Raw genomic sequence first — 21,334 nt, 5'->3', positions numbered from 1 at the left:
GCTGACGGATCAGCAGAAGTGCTGTGGTGCTGCGTGGACGTCAGGACGTCCGGGAGGTGAGCCAGATGGTGAAGGCGATGATGACACCAAGGCCTGCGACCCAGACGAACAGGCCTTCAGCAACCGGGCCAAGCGAACCGAGGTCGGCTCCGCCCGGGGAGCCGGTGGATTCGATCTGCTTCAGGAACGTGATGACGTCGCGCTTGCCTTCGGGGGTGATGTTCGTGTCGCTGAACACCGGCATGTTCTGCGGGCCGGTGACCATGGCCTCGTAGATGTGCTTGCCGGAAACGTCCGCCAGGGCGGGAGCGAACTTGCCACGGGTCAGGGCCCCACCGGCTGCTGCCGCGTTGTGGCACATGGCGCAGTTGGTACGGAAGAGCTCGCCACCTGCAGCGGCGTCGCCGCCTTCGTCCAACAGGCCTTCTTCAGGAACTGCCGGGCCGGCTCCCAGGGAAGCCACATAGGCTGCAAGCTGGTGGGTCTGTTCGTCGTTGAACTGGGCCGGCTTTTCCATGGCCTGCGGGCCGTTCATCTGCATCGGCATACGGCCGGTGCCCACCTGGAAGTCAACAGCAGCAGCGCCGACGCCAACCAGCGACGGACCCGCCTGGGTTCCGCTGGCGCCCATGCCGTGGCAGGTGGCGCAGTTGGCGGCGAAAAGCTTGCCGCCCTCTTCGGTGTCGTTGGCGCTGTACGAGGTGGTGGAGGCCTTGGCCTCGTTCACCGTGGTAGCGACGGCGTAGAGCCCGCCCATGACGAGCAGCCCCATCAGTAGCAGCGCTACGGCTGCCAGTGGGTGACGCCGCTTTTGCGAAAGTGCCTTCACGTGGTGGTTCCTTTATTCGATCCTGCGCCGGCTCCGGGAGCCGCTACCTGAAATTCTGCCTCTTGTAGAAAAAGAATCAAAGCTGGCTACTTGAGGACGTAGATGACCAGGAAGAGGCCAATCCAGACGACATCCACGAAGTGCCAGTAGTAAGAGGTGACAATCGCGGACGTGGCCTCGAAGTGGCCGAACTTCTTCGCCGCGAAGGACCGGCCCATGATGAGCAGGAAGGCGATGAGGCCGCCGATGACGTGCAGGCCGTGGAAGCCGGTGGTCATGTAGAAAGCGGAGCCGTAGGCGTTCGAGGACAGCGATACATGCTCGGAAACGAGCATGGCGTACTCGAAGGACTGGCCGCCGACGAAGATGGCACCCATGATGAAGGTCAAGGTGAACCATTCATTCATTCCCCACTTGGAGAACTTGAGGGCGCCACCGCTTCGGCGCGGCTGCAGCCTTTCGGCGGCGAAGACGCCCATCTGGCAAGTAAAGGAACTGGCCACAAGGACGATCGTGTTTGCTAGCGCGAAGGGGAAGTTGAGCTTGGCCGTCTCTTCCGCCCACATGGCACCACTCGTGGAGCGCAGTGTGAAGTACATGGCGAAGAGACCGGCGAAGAACATCAACTCACTGGACAGCCACACTACGGTTCCAACGGAAACCATATTGGGGCGGTTCAGCGTGGGGTGCGCCGGGGTACTGGGGGCATGGGTCGCAGATGTCACATAGACATTATGTCTGTAAAAGTCCGTGCTGCCCAACGCAAACCGCCTTTTGGGGGGACTTTTTCTACAAAGACGCGAAATTGCCCGGAAAAGTTCCCGCGAGGGTTCATATTGGTCAGTCCCGGCCCTCGCTCGATAGCATCAGGGGGTGACTTCTCCGGCAACTGCAGCCCCAGCCAACACGTGGCCCCGGCTGATCTCGGCACTGATCAGCGGTTCGGACCTTACTGCCGCGAATACTTCCTGGGCCATGGACACCATCATGTCCGGAGCGGCGACGCCCGCGCAGATCGCCGGTTTCCTGGTGGCGCTGAGCGCCAAGGGCGAAACGGTGGAGGAGCTTTCCGGCCTGGTGCACGCCATGCTTTCGCACGCCAACCCGATCTCAATTTCCGGCGAAAAGCTGGACATCGTGGGCACCGGCGGAGACCAGCTCAACACCGTCAACATCTCCACGATGGCCGCCCTGGTCGCTGCCGGCGCGGGCGCGAAAGTGGTTAAGCACGGCAACCGGGCGGCGTCGTCGTCGTCCGGTTCCGCCGATGTCCTTGAGGCACTGGGCGTGCGGCTGGACCTGGGAATCGAGCAGGTGGCGCGGAACGCGGAACTGGCAGGAATCACGTTCTGCTTTGCCCAGGTCTTCCATCCGTCATTCCGGCACACGGCCGTGCCGCGGCGGGAACTTGCCATCCCGACGGCGTTCAACTTCCTTGGTCCGTTGACCAATCCAGCCCAGGTCCAGGCATCAGCCGTTGGTGTTGCCAACGCGCGGATGGCGCCGCTAGTTGCCGGCGTACTTGCCCGGCGGGGCAGCAGGGGCCTGGTGTTCCGCGGGAACGACGGCTTGGATGAGCTGACCACTACCGGCCCGTCGACCGTTTGGGAGATCCGGAACGGCGGCGTGACCGAGCTTGTCTTTTCGCCGCAGGATCTCGGTATCAGGCTCGCCACCGTCGACCAGCTCCGGGGCGGCGATGCGCAGGTGAATGCCGGCGTGGTGCGCGACGTCCTGGCAGGAAGTGCGGGGCCGGCGCGTGACGCCGTGCTGCTGAATGCTGCCGCCGGGCTGGTGGCGTTTGACCTGACCGCTGACGGGCCGTTCCTTGACCGCATGGCCGGTGCTTACCACCGCGCCGCCGAATCCATCGATTCGGGAGCCGCGGCCGCGGTTCTGGAGAAATGGGTGTCGCTCACCACGTCCTGACCCGAGAAGTGGGCCCTGCTGCGGTGGGGAGGATTACTGCTCGAACCCCAGCGAAAATGCGGCGTCCAGGTCATGCTGGGAGTAGGCGCGGAACGCAATGTGCGTGGTGGTGTGGACCACGGCGGGGACCTTCGACAGCCTGTCGGCAATGACGTCCGCGAGGTCCTCGTGCCGGGGGACCCGCGCCACGGCAATGAGGTCCCACTCGCCTGTGACGGAATAGACCTCACTGATGCCTTCGATGGCGGAGATTTCCTCTGCCGTCTCTGGAATGCGGGCGGCGTCGGTCTTGATCAGAACGAATGCGGTGATCACGTTTAACCCTTCCGGATCAGTTGCGCCGTAGCTTTGCCCGGCCAGCTTGTCAGTTCTGCCAGCCTATTACAGAAGGGCGCCGCAGGACCTCTGTCCGTGGCGGGCAGCAACGCCAAGGTCACGGGTGCCTGCGGCGCCGGATCAGTGCCGCAATAAGCCGGTAGCCCAGCAGCAGGACTGCAAGGCTGAGAGTGGCCACGATGATGAAGGGCAGCACCACGCTCTGCCCGGTCACGGCGCGCAGCAGCATTCCGCCCACCAGGGCGCCCAGCCAGACGGGAACTCCGGCCCGTGTTGGTGAGAATGGGTTCCGCCAGGACCGCGCCGCAGCCCACCCAACGGCGGCTCCCAGCAGGAACGGCCATGCAGTCAGCAAAACCCCGGTCACCACATCGCCGCGATGGTGGGCATCGCGGCCGACGGCGGCAAACACCAGGATCAGCACCACATCAACAAGGGCGGCGGCCGCCCAGGCCCTGGTGGCGGTGGGTTGAGGGGTCCGGCTTTTCAGGAAACTCATGGCTTCGAGCCTATCGCCCGGAACCGTTGTGCCCGCGCGGTCCACAACGAGCCCTGCAGGCAATGCTGGACGGCGGGAACGCGGCTGACAGCGGGGATCGTTAAGGCCCCCGGGGCGTTCGTCTGACCAGGCAGCCAGGCTCCCAGTGGTAGCTGCTGTCCGCGCCTTCGCCGTATTCCATCAGGACGTGGGTCACCGTATACGCCAGCGCCCGCCCTGGCCGGAAGCGGGCCTGTGCCCGGACGGGATACCGGAGCAGAACCGGCCTGCCTGGGGACTGATGCAGCGCGTCCGCTAAAGGGGTGGTGCCCTCAAAGGCGCGCGCCAGCGCCGCACCGACAGCAGGGGCGCTTGGGAAAAAATCCGGCATGGCAATCCTTCCGCAATCCGGGGGGCTACGGGCCTGAAAAGCATTGGACAGCCAGGAACAGAAGGTGAGTGCCGCCGTCGGCCGCCGTTTTGTGAGCCTACGGCTAGTTGTCTTGCTGCGCACCCGTAGTGGCTACGCGGATCCGGCCGGCACGTTACTTGTGCGGGCGCCCACCGCTACAGGTGTGGCTTACGCTGGACTTCCGACGAGTGGAGGCGCCATGAACAAGCCGCTGTGGATTTGCTGCCTGGTGGGGGCGGCGCTTGGCATCGCCCTGGGCCTGGCGATTTTTGACAGCCCTGTGGTGGGGGTTGCCTTGGGACTCGGGGTCGGCGCGGTGGTGGGTGCTGGACTCAAGCAGCGGCACTGAACCATCCCGGCCGATACGCTTGAATGGTAGGCACTGATGCAGGAGGCTGGCATGAACGGGACGACGCTGGACGCCGTGATGGCGGAACTGTCCGGATTGCAGGATCCGAGGGTGCGTGAGGTCAACGAAAAACGCGGGGACGACCACGGCGTGAACCTGTCGAAGCTGCGCGGCGTGGCGAAACGGCTTAAGACCCAGCAGGACCTGGCCCGCGGGCTGTGGGCCACCGGGGACACTGCCGCACGGCTGCTGGCGTTGCTGATCTGCCGGCCCAAGGATTTTCCGGCGGCGGACCTGGATGCCATGCTGCGTGAGGCGCGGGCTCCCAAAGTGCACGACTGGCTGGTGAACTACGTGGTCCGGAAGAGTCCCCACGCCGAAGACCTGCGCCTGGCGTGGACCGGGGATCCCGACCCGGTGGTGGCAAGTGCGGGCTGGGCGTTGACCGGTGACCGGGTGGCGAAGTCGCCGGACGGACTTGACCTGGCCGGCCTGCTGGACACCATCGAAGCGGAGATGAAGGACGCGCCGGACCGCCTGCAGTGGGCCATGAACAGCACGCTGGCGCAGATCGGGATTGTGCATCCCGAGCACCGTGGCAGGGCGCTGCGGATCGGCGAGCGGCTGGAAGTGCTCAAGGACTATCCCACGCCGCCGAACTGTACCTCCCCGTTCGCGCCCATCTGGATCAATGAGATAGTGCGGCGGAACGAAGCTCCTGCCTGATCCCGTAGATAGTTCACGCCTCACGCGTGGCGGGGTTCACCGGTTGGTCCCGTTGGACCGGCGGAGATACGCCCAACACTCACGCGGGTTCGTAGCCGATCAGCCAATGCAGTCCATGCCGGTCGATTACCTGCCCGTCCGAGGCGCCCCAGGGTTTTGCCGCCAACGGATCGACAATCCGGCCGCCGGCAGCGAGGCTGACGAACCACTGGTGCAGTACGGGCGCTTCCGCCGTTCCCAGCAGGGAGAGCATCAGCCCTTCGCAGTTCACCGGTTTGTCACCCTCGGACGCGTCGGTGCCGGCCATGGCCACGGGCCCTGAAAGGACACCGTGCGCTATGGCCGAGGGGTCGCCCGTGGAGTTTCCGAAGTCAGCGTTGGTATGCAGGGCGAGTTCACCGCCGAAAATGTTCGCGTAGAAGCCCAGTGCGTCCCGGGCCGTGCCAGGAAACGTGATGTAGATCATGGGTGCAGCCATGTCCCCAGCCTACAGATCCCAGGCGAGGCCGCACAGGCAGTCTTTATCGGTGCACCCGCAGTCCTTTAGGCCGCAGCAGGGGAGTGGTCGCGATTACTGGCTCGGCCCCGCCCATGCCCCCGGGGCATTGGTCCACCGACCACCGCTGTCATCATCCCGTCCGCAACGCACGCAGCGCCGGAAGCGACGGCCATCGTCAGTGTGTTCAACGTGCCAGTCGTGACGGAGGTTCAATTTGCACAGCAGGGCCTGGATCATGGCACTGTCCGCTCTCTGGGTGGGTCCCCTTGGTACCAATTCCATGGTGGCACGCGAGGACCTCTAGGCATAGGCCGTGGTCATCCACATTATGAGACTTTTTTGCTCAAAATATGGACGCATCAATTAGCCTGCACTGTATGGACGACAGCCGGATAACCCCAGAAGATCTCCCACCCTTTGTTGATGTCGCGTGGCTCACGGCGCACCGCCAGAACCTTGTCATCGCCGATGTTCGGTGGTACCTCGACGGTGCGTCCGGCCGTAACGCGTATGATGGCGGACATCTGCCAGGTGCGGTATTTGTGGACCTGGACGCATGGCTGTCAGGCGATTCTGGACCACGCGGGCTTAACCCGCTTCCCGGCCCGGAAGTGTTCGCGCATGGAATGTCCTCCCTCGGAATCGGCGACGGCTCGACCGTCGTCGCCTATGACGACGCGGGGGGAGTCATCGCCGCGCGGCTCGTGTGGATGCTGCGTTCGCTCGGACATAGGGCGGCGTTGCTCGACGGCGGGATTTCCGCATGGTCGGGACCGCTCGAAACAACGCCCGTGGAGCCTTCGCCGGTGGCCTTCACGCCGTCTCCATGGCCCGGGGCCCGTCTCGCCACGCTTAAGGACATCATTTCGGGGGCTGCCGGAATCGTCGTAGACGCCCGCAACAACGACCGCTTCGACGGAAGCCTCCAACTGCCCACCGATCCCCAAGCCGGACACATCCCCGGTGCAGTGAACGTCCCGTGCCGTGGAAACCTCGACTCCGACAGACGCCTGCGCCCGGTCGAAGACGTCCGACGGGCGTTTGCAAAGGTTGGAATCGAAGACGCGACAGAAGTCATCTCCTACTGTGGTTCAGGCGTCACCGCGTGCCATAACCTTCTCGCTCTTGAGTATGCAGGGCTTGGTCAGGGCCGTCTTTACGCGGGCGGGTGGTCAGAGTACGGGGCCGACCTTCGCCGCCGGGCCGAGCTTGGATGACAACTGGCCTGCGGTGCTCGCCGGATGAGGCTTTGTTGACCAGGTCATTGGTGCTGCGGACGGTTTGGTGCATCGGCCGGAGTTACGTTCCTGAAGACGGAGCTAAGCGCCTTGTCCAGACCGCAGTGAATATAGGTTGCGGCGATTACCTCTCGTCCAGGATAGTTTCCATGCTGTGTTGTGTGCGGCTCATTAGCGTTGGAAACTGCCCCATCCTGCAGATGCGTTCGGTTCGAGTCGTCCGGAGTAAGCAAACCTAAACGGACCCGGTTCATCGGCGGCTTCGTAACGATGAACCGGTAGCCGTTCTCAAGTACCAGGCTGAGATACTGCTTTCTTGCCCGTCAGGTACGGCCACGTGATGATGAGTCCCCCTGTAAGACCACCTGCAAGTGTGCCCAGCGCTGGGCCCGGTCCGAATGCAATCATGAGGAAAAGCGTCGGAATGACAAGAGCGAGTGCCAATATCGAATATCCCCGCTTGCGTTTAGGCCTTTTGTCTCGAACCCCAAATGCCGCAATCATTATTAGAAGGATTCCGGCGGTGGAGGCCACGCTCGGCCAATAGGTTTTGTCACCCGGGGCTACAAATAAAGCAAGAACGCCGGCCCCAATGAGGGAACCTATCAGCTAGAACAAGATGGCGACTACGATCTTCTTCCCTCTGGTGCTCAATTCATCACCCCTTGCGCCTCAGATGAGAGGCAGATTTCTTTGTTTGGCCACTGTGGGTGGACGCAAGCGTCCGTCCGACGGTTAGCCGTGCCGTCAGCGTAACAGTGGCCAAGGCCGAGCGCACTGGTCGGGATCCCTCAAGAACAGTGCTGTCCGCCGCCCCTTCCCGAGCGTTGGAAAACGTCCATAAGAGGCCAGTTCGCATAACGTCCCATACGCCGATCCTTGAATGGACGCCTTATTCCAGCCCGTGCAGCGCTCTTGTGGCTGGTCACGGCACTGTCGGCCGTGTCAGCGGTCAGGATAATGTCTGGATTATGCGTGAACTGTTGATGGTGGCACTTGGGTTGTTCTTTTTTGGCGGATGCATAGTGACCTTCCTCTGGATTCGCACGGTTGAGCGCAGGACAAGCCAACTCGGGTGGGCGGATTCACGTCAGGCGTTCGGTAGGCGGCGCCAGATTCAGTTTGCTTACGACCGCAGAAATGCTCACAATCGTCTGCCTCGACGCTCCAAATCTGCCCGGCGTAGATCTTCCTCATCCCAGAATGGAGCATCATTTCGGCGTACGTGGAGCATGTGAAGGACTTGTCCAGCGCTGAGCAAAAACCACGCTGCGAAAAGGCAGAAGAACCCAATATCCCAACCGTTGTTCAACCCCTTTGCGAATTCGCTGGGTGCGAGGAGCGCACTGGCTACAATCTGGGCACAGTAAGCCCACATAACGGTCGGTGATAGCTGCTTCAAATTGGCGTTTCCTCGCCGCGGCTTCAGCGTGCTCCTGTCATTTCGGGGGGATTGCATGAGTCGAACTGATCTCCGTGCAGTTCTTCATTGTCACGGGTTTATTGCCGGAGGAGACTTGAGGCGACGGCATCCAATCTCGGGCCGCCCGCGGGGCCACCCGGCTGCGGGGCCCCACAGGACTTTGTAGCGGCCTGGTGGATCAATGAGTTCCGTGACGCCCCTTGAAAAGGCCGCTAAGAGGTCGTGTCATCTCTTGCCTTTGGCGACTGTCGCCCTGCTTGGATGTCTCAGCGGGTGCCAGTATGAGCCTGACGACGCGTTCCTCGCGTCTGCCACTTCTCCGGTCACGGAGGCTCGCACAGTCCCGCCGCTGCCGGAGAGTCGCGACCCTCGTACGGTCCCACCGCTGCCGGAGAGCGGCGACATCGACGCCGGCACATACCTAGTCCCCGTCGTCGGCTACACGGAGCCTTTCGAGATCACCGTCCCGGACGGCTGGTATACCCTTGACGGCCAAAGCCTGGGCAAGGATGACCCGGGTCACCCGGCTGAATGGGCCGTCTACCTGACTCTTTCGCCCGCGGACTATGTGTCAATGGACGCATGCAGCTGGATGGGCGCTCTTGCCAATGTCGGACCGTCGGCCGAGGCCTCCGTCAAAGCGATGGCGGCACAGTCATGGACGGTAAGCACCCCTCCCGTCGAGGTCATGGTGGGCGATTACTCCGGCTTCGAGTTCGACCACTCCGTCGAGGGTGACGTGGACTTCAAAGCCTGCGGCGCCCGAAGGTTATGTATCCACTCAGAATCATTCGCCACCTGCTCACACTGGTACTCAACTCAGAATGAACACGAAACCTACCGGGTGGTCGACCTGAACGGCCAGTGGGCTGTGGTCTCGGTGGGCTATATCGACGAATTGATCAATCCGGAACTGATAAGAGAGGCACGTGCCGTCTTCGACTCGATCGTGTTCAGGTCCTACAAGTGACCAGTTAATCCGATAGGCGATCCCACCCGCGGCTCCGACTCCTTCTCTGAACTCACCGGGTGTCTCAGATCCGCAGCGCCTCGAAACGCTAGGGTTTCACGGCAGTCTGAGGCGTAGCAGTTAGGGCACCCTCACCGTGCATTTCATCGTTCGGGGTAAACGTACACATCAGGGGCCGACAACGGAGCAGAGGAATGGATCCATGCCTGGCTGAACGCTAAACGACCGGCTAACGGGCGCTTCGCTGCTCGTGCTTAGACACTCTTGAACATGCTTTTTAGAAAGCGCCGCACCCGGCAGATTTATCAGGCATTACTGACTCCTTGTAGAGAGATTCAGATCGGGTAGAAAACCGTAGAAAACCCACAAAGGTCTTTTCTCGGGAGCAGATTGGTGGGTGACTGGGTCAAGGATGCCCATACGTTTCGGAGAACTGATCAAAGGAGAGTCCTTGGTAACCATGGCTGCCAGGCTGCGAACCTCGATGCGTTTCCCGAAAAGATCAAGCGCGGACCTTCGGTGGATAGGAAACCTTGCCTTGGTCTTCGGTGTCACGTGGGCTGCCCTTGGACTGTTTGGCTACTCAGGTTGGGCGAAGCTGTCGTCGGTGATCCTCGCAATTCTTTGGGTGAGCTATTTTGTGTTGGCGCGGAGGGAACTACGGCGCCGGAAACAAGATCAGGACTCTGACGATCCACTTCCGGATGCTCGCGAACAACCGGAAACCGGAAGCAAGAACGAGAGGCATTCATGACACCATCCCCTCGGGCCAGGACGCGCCGAAAAAGAGTCTTCCTGGCCGCCCTTGCTGTCACCATTGTCGCCTTCGGTCTCGCTCTCATTCTTCGAGGACAAGAAGATGGCTCATCACCCTTGCTCACCAGTGCGTACACGATTCTCGGAGGTGTGTCCGGTCTAGGGGCAAGTTACCTACTCGTAATCGGCCCGATCCTTGAGTGGCAGCAAAGACGAAAAGACCGACAGGCGCGACGGCACCCTTCGTAGGTGAGTGAAGGACCCACTAACAGACGGCGTAACGGTGTCTTTCAGTCCTGCTGACGCCCCTACCCGAACTCGATTTAGCAGGAAGCAGGTTTCCCATGCGCGAGCCGGATTTGGACCCGACTCCCAAGAGCCGACTGGAACAGGTCTACGACACCATCAGTTCCCTGCCGCTGTTCGTCCTAGCCGGCATCTTCTATGTCCCATTGCAGGCTGCCCTGGGCTTGTGGCCTGCATGGGTCATCGTGATCACTTCCGGCATCGTTATGACAGCCGCAATCCAGTTCTTTGTCGTTGCCCCTATGCGGACGAAGCGCAAAGCCCAGGACACCGAACGAGGACTTTTCGAATGCGCCCACAGAGAGCCTGGATCGGGGCTTCGGGGTAGATGGGCTCGAGGTTATGCAAGGGCAGAGCCAAACCGGCTCATCTGTCAATGGCCATTAGGTTCTGCCCATGGGCGGTCAGTTGATGTGCCCGCTGGTGGCCAGTAAAACTGCCCGGTGATGGCCAACAGATCTGCCCACTGATTGGTTCGGCGGGATTGGCCATCGTGGGGTTGGTCAGTTCAAGCGGGTAACTCCTTTCCCGGCGAGGGCCTGGGTGAGGCGGACGGAATCGCCGCTGGTCTGACAGACATGTGCGTGGTGCAGCAACCGGTCAACCGTGGCGGTCGCGAGGGTCTTGGGCATGAGCTCATCGAACCCGGCCGGGTGGAGGTTGGAGCTGATCGCGACGGACCGTTTTTCGTAGGCTGCGTCCACGACCCGATAAAGGCCTTCGGCAGCGTCGGTGGCCACGGGCAACAGGCCGATGTCGTCGATGACCACGAGCTCGGCGCGGAGAATCCGGGTCACGGCGCGGGTGACGCTGTCATCGGTTCGGTGGGCGCGGATGAGGACGCCGAGGTCCTCGAGCCTGAACCAGGCGACCCGCATGCCGGCTTCGACGGCCTGCTGGCCGAGCGCTTCGAGAAAGAACGTCTTTCCGGTCCCGGAAGGCCCGCAGACGACGAGGTTTTCCCGCCGGTTGATCCATTCCAGAGTCCGCAGCGCCTGTTGGGTCGGTGCGGGGATGGAGGACGCTGCCGGGTCCCACGCCTCGAAGGTTTTCCCGGTCGGGAACCCTGCTGCTTTGCGGCGGGAGGCGAGCATGGACCGGGCCCGTCCGGCAGCTTCCTCGGTGAAGAGGGCTTTGATGACCTCGGTTGGTTCCCAACGCTGGGCGCGGGCGGTCGCGATCAGGTCCGGGGCCAGCGCCCGGGCGTGGGGCATTTTCAGGGACCGCATCAGGGCTTCCAGGTCCGCCGGCAGCGGCGGAGCCGCGGTATTGGTCGTGGTCACGGGGCTCATCGGGCCTCCTCCGGCGTGGTGTTGGTTGCGGGGTTGCCGATCGCAGCCCACGCAGCCGTGCCTTGGGTGAGGGAGGTTGCTTCGTTGGCCGCGTGCGTGGTGGTGCGGCGGATGTTGGCGTTCAGGATCGAGGCGAGGTCCGGATGCGCGAACCGGCCGTGCAGGGCGGCATCGCCGAGTGCCCGGTCGACGTGGTCGACGCCGGCGATTTTGGCCAGGGTGACGGCCTCGGCCATCTTCACGTTCATCCGTGCCGTCCCGGCCGCCGCCGCTTCCAGCAACCAGGTCCTGGCGCCCTCGCCAATGGCCAGAAACGATGCCTCGTCAGCGCTGCGGGCCCTGACCTCATAATCGCCAGGGACCTTTGCCCGGGTTCCGGGGAAGTGATCATCGTTGATGGCGGGGCTGCCCGGTCGGGCCCGGTCGTGGCGGGCGACCTCGACGGGCCCGGCGCCTCCATGGTGGACGATGATGACCTGCTCGTCCGGTCCGGTCCCGTGGGTGCGGACGAACACCCGGGCCCCGAGCAGATGCGCCGGGACCGAATACTGGCCGTTTTCGAACGTGACCATCGGAGTGTTCTCCGGAACGGTGCGGGCCAGCCCGAACGCGACCGTGTGGGCGGTGTCCGGAATCCGGTGCAACCTTGGGGCTTCCTCGGCGAGCACCGCCGCGGGTCTGCGCCGCGTCACCCGATGCTCACGGGCATTCACCTCATCCATGAAGACCTCGCAGGCGGTCTCGAGTTCGGCGAAGGTGCGGTAGTCGGCGCGGAGGTTGGTGTCCTTCGGCACGAGGTCGGCCTTGGCGAGTTTCACGGACGCTTCGACCCCGCCCTTGGTGGCAGGGTCCGCGGGCTGGCAGGTCAGCACCGTGATCCCGTAGTGCCGGGCGAAGTCCAGGGTCTGCTGGTTCCTGACCGGGACCCCGGCAACATGGGCCGTGGTGACTGTCTTCTCGTTGTCGGTCAGCACGTAGGTTGGTGCCCCGCCCAGCATTCGGAAGGACCGGTCCAGGGCCGCGAAGACGCTCGGCGCGGTCCGGTCCCGCAGCGGGATCACAATCCGGAACCGGGAGAACGCCAACCACGCAACGAACAGCATCGTCTTCACCCCGCCGATCCGGGGGCCATCGCCGAAGTCGTACTGCAACCACATGCCCGGCTCGGTGATCCAGGGCCGGTGAACGCGGGTATGGCCCAACCGCCATGCTGCTTTGACCTGGGCGATCGCCCGGCGGGTGGAGCGTTCCGAACCCGTGTAGCCCAGGGTGAGGAGCTTTTCGTGGGCCTTGTCGGCACGGATCCGGCCCTTGGAGGCTTCGATCCACTCCTCGATCTTGGGCAGGAACGGATCGGTCACCCGGCCGCGGGCCGCGGGTTCCCCGATCGGCCGGCCAGCGTCGCGGGCCTGGACGTGTTTGGCAACGGTGTGGTGCGAGCAGCCCGTGAGCTCCGCGGTGGCGCGCAACGACCCGGTCAGATCGTAGGCAGCAAGAATTTCCATGATTTCTCCGTCAGACTTCATACAGGGCCTCTTCCTGGTTCGCTTTTGGTGCGCTTAGACACCGTCATCAAACCCCAGGGAGAGGCCCCCACCGCTTAAGGCGCGGTCGGTTCAGTAAAGGAAGTGGGCAGATCTCATGGCCACCGGCGGGCAGTTCTACTGGCCGTCAGCGGGCATTTTCGTGGCCGCCTACGGGCAGTTTTTCATGGCCGCTACCACTCATCTTCCAGATGGGTGCTGGTGAGGACGGGCCCCTTACAGGGCCACTGGAAATCTACCCTGAGCCCACGCCCGTCGGAGATCTCGAAAAAGCCCCCTGGACCGTCTTTCCCGGAGGGCTCATAGTCACCATCACCTCCGAGAACAAAACACTCCAGCTAGCCGCCCGCCGTGCAAGCCTCGAGCTCCTGAACACACGGTGTTTCACCAAGCCAACATCAGACCCCTGATCAGGTGCCACAGGACTAGAAGCCACGTCTGGATAAGGATCCTTCACCGGACGCTGTCGGGAGGTGCGGAAGCTAATCACGGGTTTGGCTTGAACGCGGTGTGCGCTAATAGACGTTCGTAGATCGCATTGCATTCTCTGTGGCTGATACCAACCTGCAGCGCAGGAGCCTCTGTCACATGCGCGTACAACTCAATCAGAACGTCCTGGGTCCTCCACATAGCTGAACGATTACCGCGTCCATCCGTCTGCTCATCGGGCGACGGGCCAAACAAATCTTTGAGACCGGCCCTCACACCTTCATAACCGGCGACAACGGCAGCGGCCACATCCTGTTCATGCTGGTAGGCAAAAAAATTGAGGCTAGAGAGCAACCCGTCGAGAGCGGCCCACGAAGCACCATCGGTCCGAATATCTGTTGTTGTAAATAATCCTCGAGTCACGGCCGGCGGTTCCGTGCCAGCCGGATCATCTACGACGTCGAGCTCGCACCCAAGATGATCAAAGTAATCCTGGAAGAGGGCCACGTCCGAAGGCCACGTTTTCTCGGCGGCCGATTGTATGAATCGAACGATGACACTGGGATGCGGGTCCAGTGACTCAACGTTTCCTATGCGCTCGTCCATAGCTGCACCCTACTCCGCAGACAAAAGCAAAGACTCATCGTCAGAAGAAGCTCCTTCACCGGGACGTTTCACAGGTACTGCACCTAAACGCGGTGTCTACGGACTGGGCATTGGGGACTGCCCCGGCTTTTGTTGACTCGGGGTCTTAGGCCGCTGTGAGCGCGGTCCGGTTGATTGTTTCATATTCGATGGGCGTGAGTTTGCCCAGCCGTCTTTGCCGTCGCCGGCGGTGGTAGGTTCTCTCGATCCAGGTTGTGATGGCCAGCCGGAGGTCCTGTCTGGTGAGCCATCGCTGACGGTCCAGGACGTTCTTCTGCAGCAGCGAGAAGAAGGACTCCATCGCGGCGTTGTCCGCGCACGCACCGACCCTGCCCATCGATCCGGTGAGCCCGTGGCGACGGAGCGATTCAACGAACCGGCGTGACCGGAACTGCGACCCACGGTCGGAGTGGACCACCGTTCTTTCCGGTCTTCGTGCCTGCACCGCGTTCTCCAGGGCAGCGACGGCAAGAGAGGACTTCATCCGCGAGTCCATCGAGTAGCCGACGATCCTGCCGGAATAGACGTCCTTCACCGCGCAGAGGTAGAGCTTCCCCTCGGCCGTGGGGTGTTCGGTGATGTCCGTCAGCCACAGCTCGTTCAGCGCCGCGGCGGTGAAATCCCGCTCGACCAGGTCGTCGTGAACCGGCGGCCCGGGTCTGCGGTTCAGCCCACGCTTCTTCGAGAACACCGACCAGATGCCGTGGTCCCTGCACAGGCGCTGGACCCTGTTCTCGCCCGCTGTGATGCCTTTCCCGGGTAACTCGTCGGCGATGAACCGGTACCCGAACGCCGGGTCGTCGGAGTGGATGTCAAGGGCGGCGTTGACGAGGTGCGCATCGATCCAGTCCCGTTCCGTGACCGGGTTGGCCTTCCAGCGGTAATAGCCTTGCTTGCTAAATCCCAACACCCTGCAGGTCACCGCCACGGGAACACCGTCGGCGGCAAGATCCGTGACCAGCGGGTAGATCATTTTGGGTTGATGTCCCTGGCCAGATAGGCAGCCGCCCGGCGCAGAATCTCGTTCTCCTGCTCCAGCAGGCGGTTCCGCTTCTTCAACTCCCGCACCTCAGCCGACTCCGCCGCCGCTGGGCTGGTCCCGGAGTCCTTACGCTCAGCGATAGCGATCCAGCGCTTCAACGTCGTGACCGAAAGCCCAAAATCCTTCGCAATCTGCGCCAGCGGCGCCTCGCCCTTGCGGGCCACATCAATAACATCCTGGCGGAACTCCGCCCCATAAGCCGTGGGCATGGTCAACATCCTTCCACGAGCACAAGCTCGCTAGGTCAAGGAGTCAACAAAACCGGGGGCAGTCCCAAATGACAACCTAACGTCATCTGTTCCTGCCGCCACGCATGTGTAGAGCTCGAACCTATGGTTGTGGTTCAGCGGACCGTGAACTACGCCATGAAGGCCAAGCGTCGCGTAGAGGTGAAATGGCTTTAGTGATGCTCCTTTGGGCCATTCGAGAACTCCGACCATTTCTGGATAGTCATTAAATTTCCAGTACTCCGGCTCGCCGCCGAAATGAATCTCATAGTGAGCATCCACTGCTTTTACGCTGCCCAAGCCTTACCCCCTGTCATACCTGGTCAGCACTAGCCTAGGGCCTGAGACTCGGCGGCTGCATTCACGGAAAGACCACCTGAGCGACTTGGCTGGGCGAAACCTTCGCGTTCTGGAAAGCAAGGACCGGAAACGATCCTTCCGTATTGGTTTGGGTAGCCTCACTTGTATGGATACTCCGTATCAACCGAAAAGGACGGGCTTCGATGCCTTGGACGAACTTGACCGGGTTGATTGGAGCCGACTGCAACACGCGTATGGAAGAGGCGTCGTGTCGCTGGGGGCCGCCGACATGTCACTCGGCATTGCTGGCGACGTAGCACGATCATTAGCCGCGCTTCGGGACGACCCTTCCTCCGCAATCGGCGAGGGGCTCTATTCCAACGTTTGTCACCAGGGCACGGTATATGAAGCAACAGCCTATGCCGTGCCCTTCATTGCAGCAGTTGCGGCTGGCGACGTCCCAGACGAGATCCGCCTCTCTTTGCTGGTGCTGCTGGGGGACACCTCGATAGGAGGAAGCTACGTAGCTCCCCACGGGTCTCACTCAGGTGCTTACGGAAACCCAGTAGATGTCCTCGTCACCGAGTCGCTCGCCACTTCGATGAGACGCCTCGCGGCGGTCCAAAAGCCTGCGCTTGTGGCACTGATCCACGCGATTGAAATGCTTCTCGACCAATCAACAGACGCCCGCCGGGATGCAGTTGAGTCCGCCATCGAATTTGCAGTTACGTCGCCGGCGCAACACTAGAAACGGCGTCCGTATGCCGGTCCTCCACCGGACGCAGTTTGAGTCCGATGGGTCGGGATTGGATCATTCACGCCATATGGTGGTGCCATGACCGAGATGATCGTTTGGAATCTGGCCTTTCGTTGTGGCACAGGTATTGGCAAAGCACCGGGACGAACTGCCGAAGGTGCCCTGCCAAGCCAGCCGCCGTCTGGGTGGACAGGAAGTTATGGTCCGGGCGTTCGTTGGGAACACTGGCCACGAAGCCTCAACACTGGTTTGCCTATGATGCATGTGCTGACTCTGTGGCTACCGGAAGACTTCCAACGGCGCGGTCCCCAGTTTCCAGGGATTGCGATTTTTGCTGGTGAGGGCCAATTCGCAGTAGGCGACAAATTTCCCATGCCGAGCGCTGAATCAACCGATCCATTCCTGCGCGACCTTGCAGCAGCCGAGAACCATCCAGGTTTGCTTAGGCGCAGAGACCTGATCGACGGAGAATTTGCCATCCTCTGGCTCATGCATGATGAGTTGGCTGCCGGCCCGACGGCAGCTCGTCCCGATCTTCGTGCCAAGGGCGAGCATGTCGACGAATCACAAGGTAATAATGCTTGGGACAACGTCGAGCCAATCACGGACATTTGGTTGGTTCCGCGAGTCGATCCGAATGCTGGCAAGACACCTGTTGAACTCTGGGGAGATGAGGTCGGCGCCGATGGGTATGTCCATCCCACAACAGATGCGGGCAGTCTCACGGACTGGGCAGAACCCCTATTCGCCAGATGCCACTTGGGCGGAACTGCCTTTCCCGTCCAGACAATGCCTGACGGGCTTACTCCTTGGTACCTCGAACTGGAAGAGATCTCTGGGCTCAACTTCGGCGGTGGTGGCAACGCTCAATTCGATCTGGAATCCGATACGTTCGACCGGGCCTGCGGATAGCGCAAGCGGGGTATCTGGCCGTGGGTTTCTAAGCGCCTCAGACAAGAGCAGGACCGGTCCAGGACGTGTCGCGTAAGCCGATCCTTTACCGGGCGTTATAAGTCAGCAGTTCCGGGGGCTTCGTACGAACGCAGCGGCGGGTCGGTAGGCTGAAGAGATGTCTCGCGAAGTCGAAAAGGTTGTCTGCTACGTCGTCCACGATGACCATTTGCTGGTGTTCACACACGACAACCAGCCAATGACCGTAACCGGGGTGCAAGTGCCTGCCGGGTCGATTGCGCCCGGGGAGTCACCGGTGGAAGCCGCTATTCGTGAGCTTTATGAGGAAACTGGGAGACGCGGACAAGTACTCCGAAGTCTTGGCACTCAGTCATACGACCTACGTCCAGCGCGGGATGAGGTGGCAATCCGGCATTATTTCGAGATGACAGTGTCCAGTGCCGATGTTGCAGAGCGATGGGCCGGCGGAGAGGATGACTCATCCAGCGGCGGTAACGCGGAAATTTGGACATGCTGGTGGCTTCCCCTCAAGCATGCCCACGTTCTGGCAGCAGGCTTCGGAGGCTTGCTCGGCTCAATGCACGAAACGGATGCTGTCCGTTAGTCGATCCTTCACCGGACGCCGGCGCTACGAAACGGCCAAAGGCTCAAGAAAGAATCAGGGGTCCGCTTTTAGGCGAGGTTTCGTGCGTAACTGTTCCGTATGGACTGGGACGAAGCTGGCGGTAGTGGTGTTCTTGGCGCAGGTGCGGGGAATTTGGAGACGAAGGCGCCCCGGGACTTGTATACGTTCGCGCTTCCGGCTGGTGGGCAGTCCACTTACCCCGAAATTGGGAGGTGTCCCTATTACGGGAAATGGCAGCTGATGTCCCGGGGCACGGTCGCGCAGATCGCGACTGGGCGATGCTGGGCCGGGGACAAACAGATCAACAACATTCCCGCAGGGCACTACACCCTGGATTTTCATGGCGTCAAAGAAGCCCTGGGCACCTACTCTTTCGAGATCCGATGAAGATTGAAGCCAGTGATCTGAGCGTCAGTGAAAAGATGATTTTGCATGAATGGAGGCGGTGTGGAACGGTCCACCTGCGTTTACGCTCAGACTTATCGGTAGATCAGGCTGCTTCATGTTTACGAAAATCCAGGTTGGAACTCGCACTACCCGGCCTTGGGGAAATGGGCCTCGGGGGAGTGGCCGCAACCTCCCAGGGGCCGGTGCTGATCCTTCATGAGGTACCTGACCGCAAGGAGGCTTTGGAACTGGTGCGCAGGATCGCCGATAACTTGCGAGAGCAGGGAGTTGTCGGCCGGTTGATGTCCTGCGGGTTCCAAAAGTCTCCCCTCGAAAACTCTGACCGGTTCTTCCCTGCAATAGCTGCCGGGATCAGCCTGCGGGGAAACCCATCATTTGTTCCCCCGGTTCCGAATGCCGGCCGTGCGCGGGCGGAATATCACTGGGATATCGATCCCATGGTGCTGGGGACGGTTTTTGACTACGCCCTCCAGTGGTGCAACGTCCCGTCCGGGAAGTACTTCGTCAACTCTGGGCTGACACAGTTCAAGTGCGAACAGGAAGAGTGCGGGGATCTGCTGTCGGCGGCCTACGGGGCCATCCCCACGGCCGCGCTGACTTGTGCGGCGGGACCCAACGAGGCACGCCGCGTCGCCATAACCCACGATGGTTTCCTTACGTTTGAATGGTATCTTCCAACCGGCGCTTGGAAGGACGGTGTTGCCGAGCTGACGGGGGTGCTGGAGGCGATGGCCGACTATGCGCAGTACGGACTGGTCAAGAGAATCGACATGCCTGGTTTTGCCTGGCAGACCTTGATTGACCTCGACTGGCCGGTCAGGCCCCATTTGCGAACATCGTCCATGTGGGGGCAAGAGCTCATGACCGAGCTCATTCCTGATGCCTTCGCGGTTCAGCTCCTCAGCAGCACCCACGTGCTTCCGGACCTCAACGGACAGTGGGACTCCAGACCAGTTGGCCGCTCCTCGGCGCTTCTCACCCACACCGACCTGTCAACCTGGTTTGACGGGCGCCATCCCCGTCAGGAAACTCTTGAAACGGCACGCGACAGCCTGTCCGCGCTCTTCATGAATGATGCGATGCTCCGGGACAAAAAGGCAGACTTCTTCGGAGAACACCTCAGGACGCCGGCTCACACGCTATTCGGGCACTGAACTTGAGCCACTTGGGCGAGCTTATGTCCATTTGTACTAACTCCAGACTGACGTCAGGGCGAGATTTCCCGCATGCGTGACTGTCGGCGGTAAACCACGCCTTTTCACGGTCCTATCGGATGCGCGGAGTAGCCCGCAAGGGGATCCTTTACGGGACATCACAGGGGCGTTTTCGGTAGATTTTTAGCTGTCCCGCTTCCACCTTCACAAAAGGGGATACAGGTGGAATGCTGAGGGCACCTGCCCAGCCTTCCACGGCAGCGGACAGTGGGGACAAGCGAATGCAACGAAGCCAGCCGCGGTTGTGGCGTTCCGGTGTTCCTCTTTTATTTGTTGGGATGCTGCTGACATCGTGCGGTGACATGAGAATAGGCGGGCCAGGCAGCGCCGGGCCCGTCTCCATCGAATCCCCAACGTCAACCAACCCAACTCCGCATTCCAGCAGCACTTCCCCGCCCGAAGAATCATGCGCGGCGTTCCTACCGTCGGCCCCGTGCACGGACTACACGGCCATCTCAGCCACCGGCAACAATCAAGACCTTCCATGGGCAGCTGCCGGCGTGAGCGCGCAGCTGGCTGCCGCACATGGGGAACTTTGGCTTGCTGTATCAACCAAATGCGGACCCATGAGCGGCCCAGCGACCATCACTGGTACCACCCTGACCGTCGGGGACATCGCAATCGGCGCGAGCGGTTGCACTGGCGATTCCGGCGAGCAGCAGCAGTGGGTATTAAATTTCCTGCAGCGCCCGATTGAACAGACCTTCAGCAACGGGAATCTCACCTGGAAGAGCGACAGTGACACACTCAACTTCAGAAAGTCTCCAGGCGAACCGGGAACGGCCGAGCCCACGATAACCTCCACCGGTTCAATCTCTGGTCCTCCTAGCAGCCCACTTTCAGACGGCGGGCCGGTGTCGTGCGTTGACTGGGTCCGGTTCGAAACCCCTCAGGACTTATACGACAACGCCGCCGCGGTGCTCGTTGGAAGGTCCGTCGGCCGGGCCGGCGAAACCAGCATTTATGGTTCCAAGGCAACGACCCACCTTGTTGAAGTCGAGCAGATACTCAAGGGGGATCCCGGAGACGGGAACCTCCACATTTCCTCCATGCCCCCGACCTGCACTGGAAGCGATTCCTACCCCGAAGGGGATCCACTCGATTCCAACCAGAGATTCATCATTTTCGCCGCCAAGCGGGGCGGCGAGTGGTTCACTCTAACCCCCGCACAAGGAGTCTCTCCCTTCCCGCCTAACGCCCAGCTTCCCTTTCACCAGTAAGCCCAGCCGTTGCCGATCAACTCCATGCGTTCTCATAGTTACCGCTAAAGGATCCTTTACGGGGCCCTGCGTTGTCATTGAGAGTGCTTGTCCCATGTTTCGGGCTCCGGGCGCAGCACGTTTAGGCCGAGTAATTTCAATCGTCTGAAGCGACAATGACGTGAAGGATGCAATACCTGAAAGCGGGCACCTAAGCAGTCACTCAGCGGACCCCCCATATCTTGCGACATACTGTTCTCGTTGGCCGCTATCCAACAACACAGAAGAAGGGAGTGCACGGGTCCATACCCGTTCACTCCCTTCGCTGGCTACGGCCCGGGGGGATTAGTCCTTACTAGACCCCATTAACCAGTCCGAAAATTGATAGTCCCAGGCCGAAAAGAGCAAGCGATGAGCCCGTGATTCTGATGAGGAAAAGCTGTCGTTTTTGAAACCTGATTCGATCAGTATCTGTTGCGAGAAACGGGT

19 protein-coding genes are annotated in these 21,334 nt (G+C 61.4%); 10 read left to right on the top strand and 9 right to left on the bottom strand.

The features are described 5' to 3' along the window. Nucleotides 1-40 precede the first annotated feature (40 nt). Together qcrC and ctaE are read right to left on the bottom strand one after the other, a co-directional pair. Nucleotides 41-829 carry a cytochrome bc1 complex diheme cytochrome c subunit gene (gene qcrC, locus ACRB8A_RS09845; RefSeq protein WP_050687159.1) on the bottom strand — a complete coding sequence of 263 codons (789 nt, stop codon included), beginning with the start codon at nt 827-829 and terminating at the stop codon, nt 41-43. Between the two features lie 86 nt (nt 830-915). Continuing rightward, entirely contained in the window at nt 916-1,554 is a 639-nt protein-coding gene (gene ctaE / locus ACRB8A_RS09840) for an aa3-type cytochrome oxidase subunit III (RefSeq protein WP_197273605.1), read from the bottom strand. Nucleotides 1,555-1,702: 148 nt separating this feature from the next. On the opposite strand from ctaE, the gene trpD reads away from it, so the two are divergent. Next, a complete protein-coding gene (trpD, locus tag ACRB8A_RS09835; protein WP_432244596.1) occupies nt 1,703-2,758 on the top strand; it encodes an anthranilate phosphoribosyltransferase in 1,056 nt (351 codons plus the stop codon). Nucleotides 2,759-2,791: 33 nt separating this feature from the next. Here trpD and ACRB8A_RS09830 read toward each other — a convergent pair whose 3' ends face one another. Beyond that, on the bottom strand, nt 2,792-3,073 hold the full coding sequence (locus ACRB8A_RS09830; RefSeq protein ID WP_050687163.1) for an Lrp/AsnC family transcriptional regulator: 282 nt from the start codon (nt 3,071-3,073) through the stop codon (nt 2,792-2,794). Nucleotides 3,074-3,191: 118 nt separating this feature from the next. Then, nucleotides 3,192-3,593, bottom strand: coding sequence for a DUF3054 domain-containing protein (locus ACRB8A_RS09825; RefSeq protein WP_432244595.1), 402 nt, complete (start codon nt 3,591-3,593; stop codon nt 3,192-3,194). 590 nt (nt 3,594-4,183) lie between these two features. Here ACRB8A_RS09825 and ACRB8A_RS09820 point away from each other — a divergent pair. Then, complete coding sequence (locus ACRB8A_RS09820) at nt 4,184-4,333, top strand: hypothetical protein (protein ID WP_197273606.1); 150 nt, start codon at nt 4,184-4,186, stop codon at nt 4,331-4,333. 51 nt (nt 4,334-4,384) lie between these two features. Further along, nucleotides 4,385-5,059 (top strand): DNA alkylation repair protein, encoded by a 675-nt coding sequence (locus ACRB8A_RS09815; protein ID WP_056600685.1) that lies wholly within the window; start codon nt 4,385-4,387, stop codon nt 5,057-5,059. A 79-nt stretch (nt 5,060-5,138) separates the two neighbouring features. Here the strand turns inward: ACRB8A_RS09815 and ACRB8A_RS09810 are convergent, their stop codons facing one another. Then, nucleotides 5,139-5,537, bottom strand: coding sequence for a VOC family protein (locus ACRB8A_RS09810; protein WP_432244594.1), 399 nt, complete (start codon nt 5,535-5,537; stop codon nt 5,139-5,141). A 398-nt stretch (nt 5,538-5,935) separates the two neighbouring features. Here ACRB8A_RS09810 and ACRB8A_RS09805 point away from each other — a divergent pair, with 398 nt between their 5' ends. Next, the gene (locus ACRB8A_RS09805; protein WP_432244593.1) at nt 5,936-6,775 is read left to right on the top strand and encodes a sulfurtransferase; all 840 of its coding nucleotides are present in this window, start codon (nt 5,936-5,938) and stop codon (nt 6,773-6,775) included. A gap of 1,625 nt (nt 6,776-8,400) precedes the next feature. Beyond that, nucleotides 8,401-9,189, top strand: coding sequence for a hypothetical protein (locus tag ACRB8A_RS09800; protein ID WP_432244592.1), 789 nt, complete (start codon nt 8,401-8,403; stop codon nt 9,187-9,189). 1,565 nt (nt 9,190-10,754) lie between these two features. Here ACRB8A_RS09800 and istB read toward each other — a convergent pair. The 4 genes from istB to ACRB8A_RS09780 form a co-directional block, all read right to left on the bottom strand. Then, nucleotides 10,755-11,543 carry an IS21-like element helper ATPase IstB gene (gene istB, locus ACRB8A_RS09795; protein ID WP_432244591.1) on the bottom strand — a complete coding sequence of 263 codons (789 nt, stop codon included), beginning with the start codon at nt 11,541-11,543 and terminating at the stop codon, nt 10,755-10,757. Beyond that, nucleotides 11,540-13,069 (bottom strand): IS21 family transposase, encoded by a 1,530-nt coding sequence (istA, locus tag ACRB8A_RS09790; RefSeq protein ID WP_432244590.1) that lies wholly within the window; start codon nt 13,067-13,069, stop codon nt 11,540-11,542. Before istA ends, istB begins: the two co-directional genes overlap by 4 nt. A 504-nt stretch (nt 13,070-13,573) precedes the next feature. Next, nucleotides 13,574-14,122: a hypothetical protein gene (locus tag ACRB8A_RS09785; protein ID WP_432244589.1), complete on the bottom strand. Its 549-nt coding sequence runs from the start codon at nt 14,120-14,122 to the stop codon at nt 13,574-13,576. A gap of 145 nt (nt 14,123-14,267) precedes the next feature. After that, nucleotides 14,268-15,412 (bottom strand): IS3-like element ISAcl2 family transposase gene (locus ACRB8A_RS09780; RefSeq protein WP_432244588.1). Its coding sequence is split into 2 segments (ribosomal slippage): nt 14,268-15,136 and nt 15,136-15,412, totalling 1,146 coding nucleotides; the frame shifts between segments, so codons are not numbered across the junction. Nucleotides 15,413-15,896: 484 nt separating this feature from the next. Between ACRB8A_RS09780 and ACRB8A_RS09775 the strand changes: the two genes are divergently transcribed. From ACRB8A_RS09775 to ACRB8A_RS09755, 5 genes are all read left to right on the top strand, one after another. Next, the gene (locus tag ACRB8A_RS09775) at nt 15,897-16,478 is read left to right on the top strand and encodes a hypothetical protein (RefSeq protein ID WP_432244587.1); all 582 of its coding nucleotides are present in this window, start codon (nt 15,897-15,899) and stop codon (nt 16,476-16,478) included. An 87-nt stretch (nt 16,479-16,565) separates the two neighbouring features. Next, nucleotides 16,566-17,399 carry a hypothetical protein gene (locus ACRB8A_RS09770; RefSeq protein WP_432244586.1) on the top strand — a complete coding sequence of 278 codons (834 nt, stop codon included), beginning with the start codon at nt 16,566-16,568 and terminating at the stop codon, nt 17,397-17,399. A 157-nt stretch (nt 17,400-17,556) separates the two neighbouring features. Continuing rightward, a complete protein-coding gene (locus ACRB8A_RS09765; protein WP_432244585.1) occupies nt 17,557-18,003 on the top strand; it encodes an NUDIX domain-containing protein in 447 nt (148 codons plus the stop codon). 404 nt (nt 18,004-18,407) lie between these two features. Next, complete coding sequence (locus tag ACRB8A_RS09760; protein WP_432244584.1) at nt 18,408-19,586, top strand: hypothetical protein; 1,179 nt, start codon at nt 18,408-18,410, stop codon at nt 19,584-19,586. Nucleotides 19,587-20,212: 626 nt separating this feature from the next. Next, nucleotides 20,213-20,866 carry a hypothetical protein gene (locus tag ACRB8A_RS09755; RefSeq protein ID WP_432244583.1) on the top strand — a complete coding sequence of 218 codons (654 nt, stop codon included), beginning with the start codon at nt 20,213-20,215 and terminating at the stop codon, nt 20,864-20,866. Nucleotides 20,867-21,334 lie beyond the last annotated feature (468 nt).

Source organism: Arthrobacter sp. G.S.26 (assembly GCF_050847375.1).
Taxonomy (GTDB): domain Bacteria; phylum Actinomycetota; class Actinomycetes; order Actinomycetales; family Micrococcaceae; genus Arthrobacter.
The sequence above is the reverse complement of the archived record's forward strand: the minus strand, read 5'-3'. Positions and strand labels throughout refer to the sequence as shown.

Excerpts from the sequence above, each read along its gene's own strand:
- ACRB8A_RS09775 (WP_432244587.1), top strand. The coding sequence starts at position 15,897 with ATGGATACTCCGTATCAACCGAAAAGGACGGGCTTCGATGCCTTGGAC.
- ACRB8A_RS09785 (WP_432244589.1), bottom strand. The coding sequence starts at position 14,122 with ATGGACGAGCGCATAGGAAACGTTGAGTCACTGGACCCGCATCCCAGT.
- ACRB8A_RS09805 (WP_432244593.1), top strand. The coding sequence starts at position 5,936 with ATGGACGACAGCCGGATAACCCCAGAAGATCTCCCACCCTTTGTTGAT.
- ACRB8A_RS09760 (WP_432244584.1), top strand. The coding sequence starts at position 18,408 with ATGAAGATTGAAGCCAGTGATCTGAGCGTCAGTGAAAAGATGATTTTG.
- ACRB8A_RS09820 (WP_197273606.1), top strand. The coding sequence starts at position 4,184 with ATGAACAAGCCGCTGTGGATTTGCTGCCTGGTGGGGGCGGCGCTTGGC.
- ACRB8A_RS09815 (WP_056600685.1), top strand. The coding sequence starts at position 4,385 with ATGAACGGGACGACGCTGGACGCCGTGATGGCGGAACTGTCCGGATTG.
- ACRB8A_RS09765 (WP_432244585.1), top strand. The coding sequence starts at position 17,557 with ATGTCTCGCGAAGTCGAAAAGGTTGTCTGCTACGTCGTCCACGATGAC.
- istB (WP_432244591.1), bottom strand. The coding sequence starts at position 11,543 with ATGAGCCCCGTGACCACGACCAATACCGCGGCTCCGCCGCTGCCGGCG.
- ACRB8A_RS09770 (WP_432244586.1), top strand. The coding sequence starts at position 16,566 with ATGACCGAGATGATCGTTTGGAATCTGGCCTTTCGTTGTGGCACAGGT.
- istA (WP_432244590.1), bottom strand. The coding sequence starts at position 13,069 with ATGAAGTCTGACGGAGAAATCATGGAAATTCTTGCTGCCTACGATCTG.
- ACRB8A_RS09755 (WP_432244583.1), top strand. The coding sequence starts at position 20,213 with ATGAGCGGCCCAGCGACCATCACTGGTACCACCCTGACCGTCGGGGAC.
- ACRB8A_RS09825 (WP_432244595.1), bottom strand. The coding sequence starts at position 3,593 with ATGAGTTTCCTGAAAAGCCGGACCCCTCAACCCACCGCCACCAGGGCC.
- ACRB8A_RS09810 (WP_432244594.1), bottom strand. The coding sequence starts at position 5,537 with ATGGCTGCACCCATGATCTACATCACGTTTCCTGGCACGGCCCGGGAC.
- ACRB8A_RS09800 (WP_432244592.1), top strand. The coding sequence starts at position 8,401 with ATGAGTTCCGTGACGCCCCTTGAAAAGGCCGCTAAGAGGTCGTGTCAT.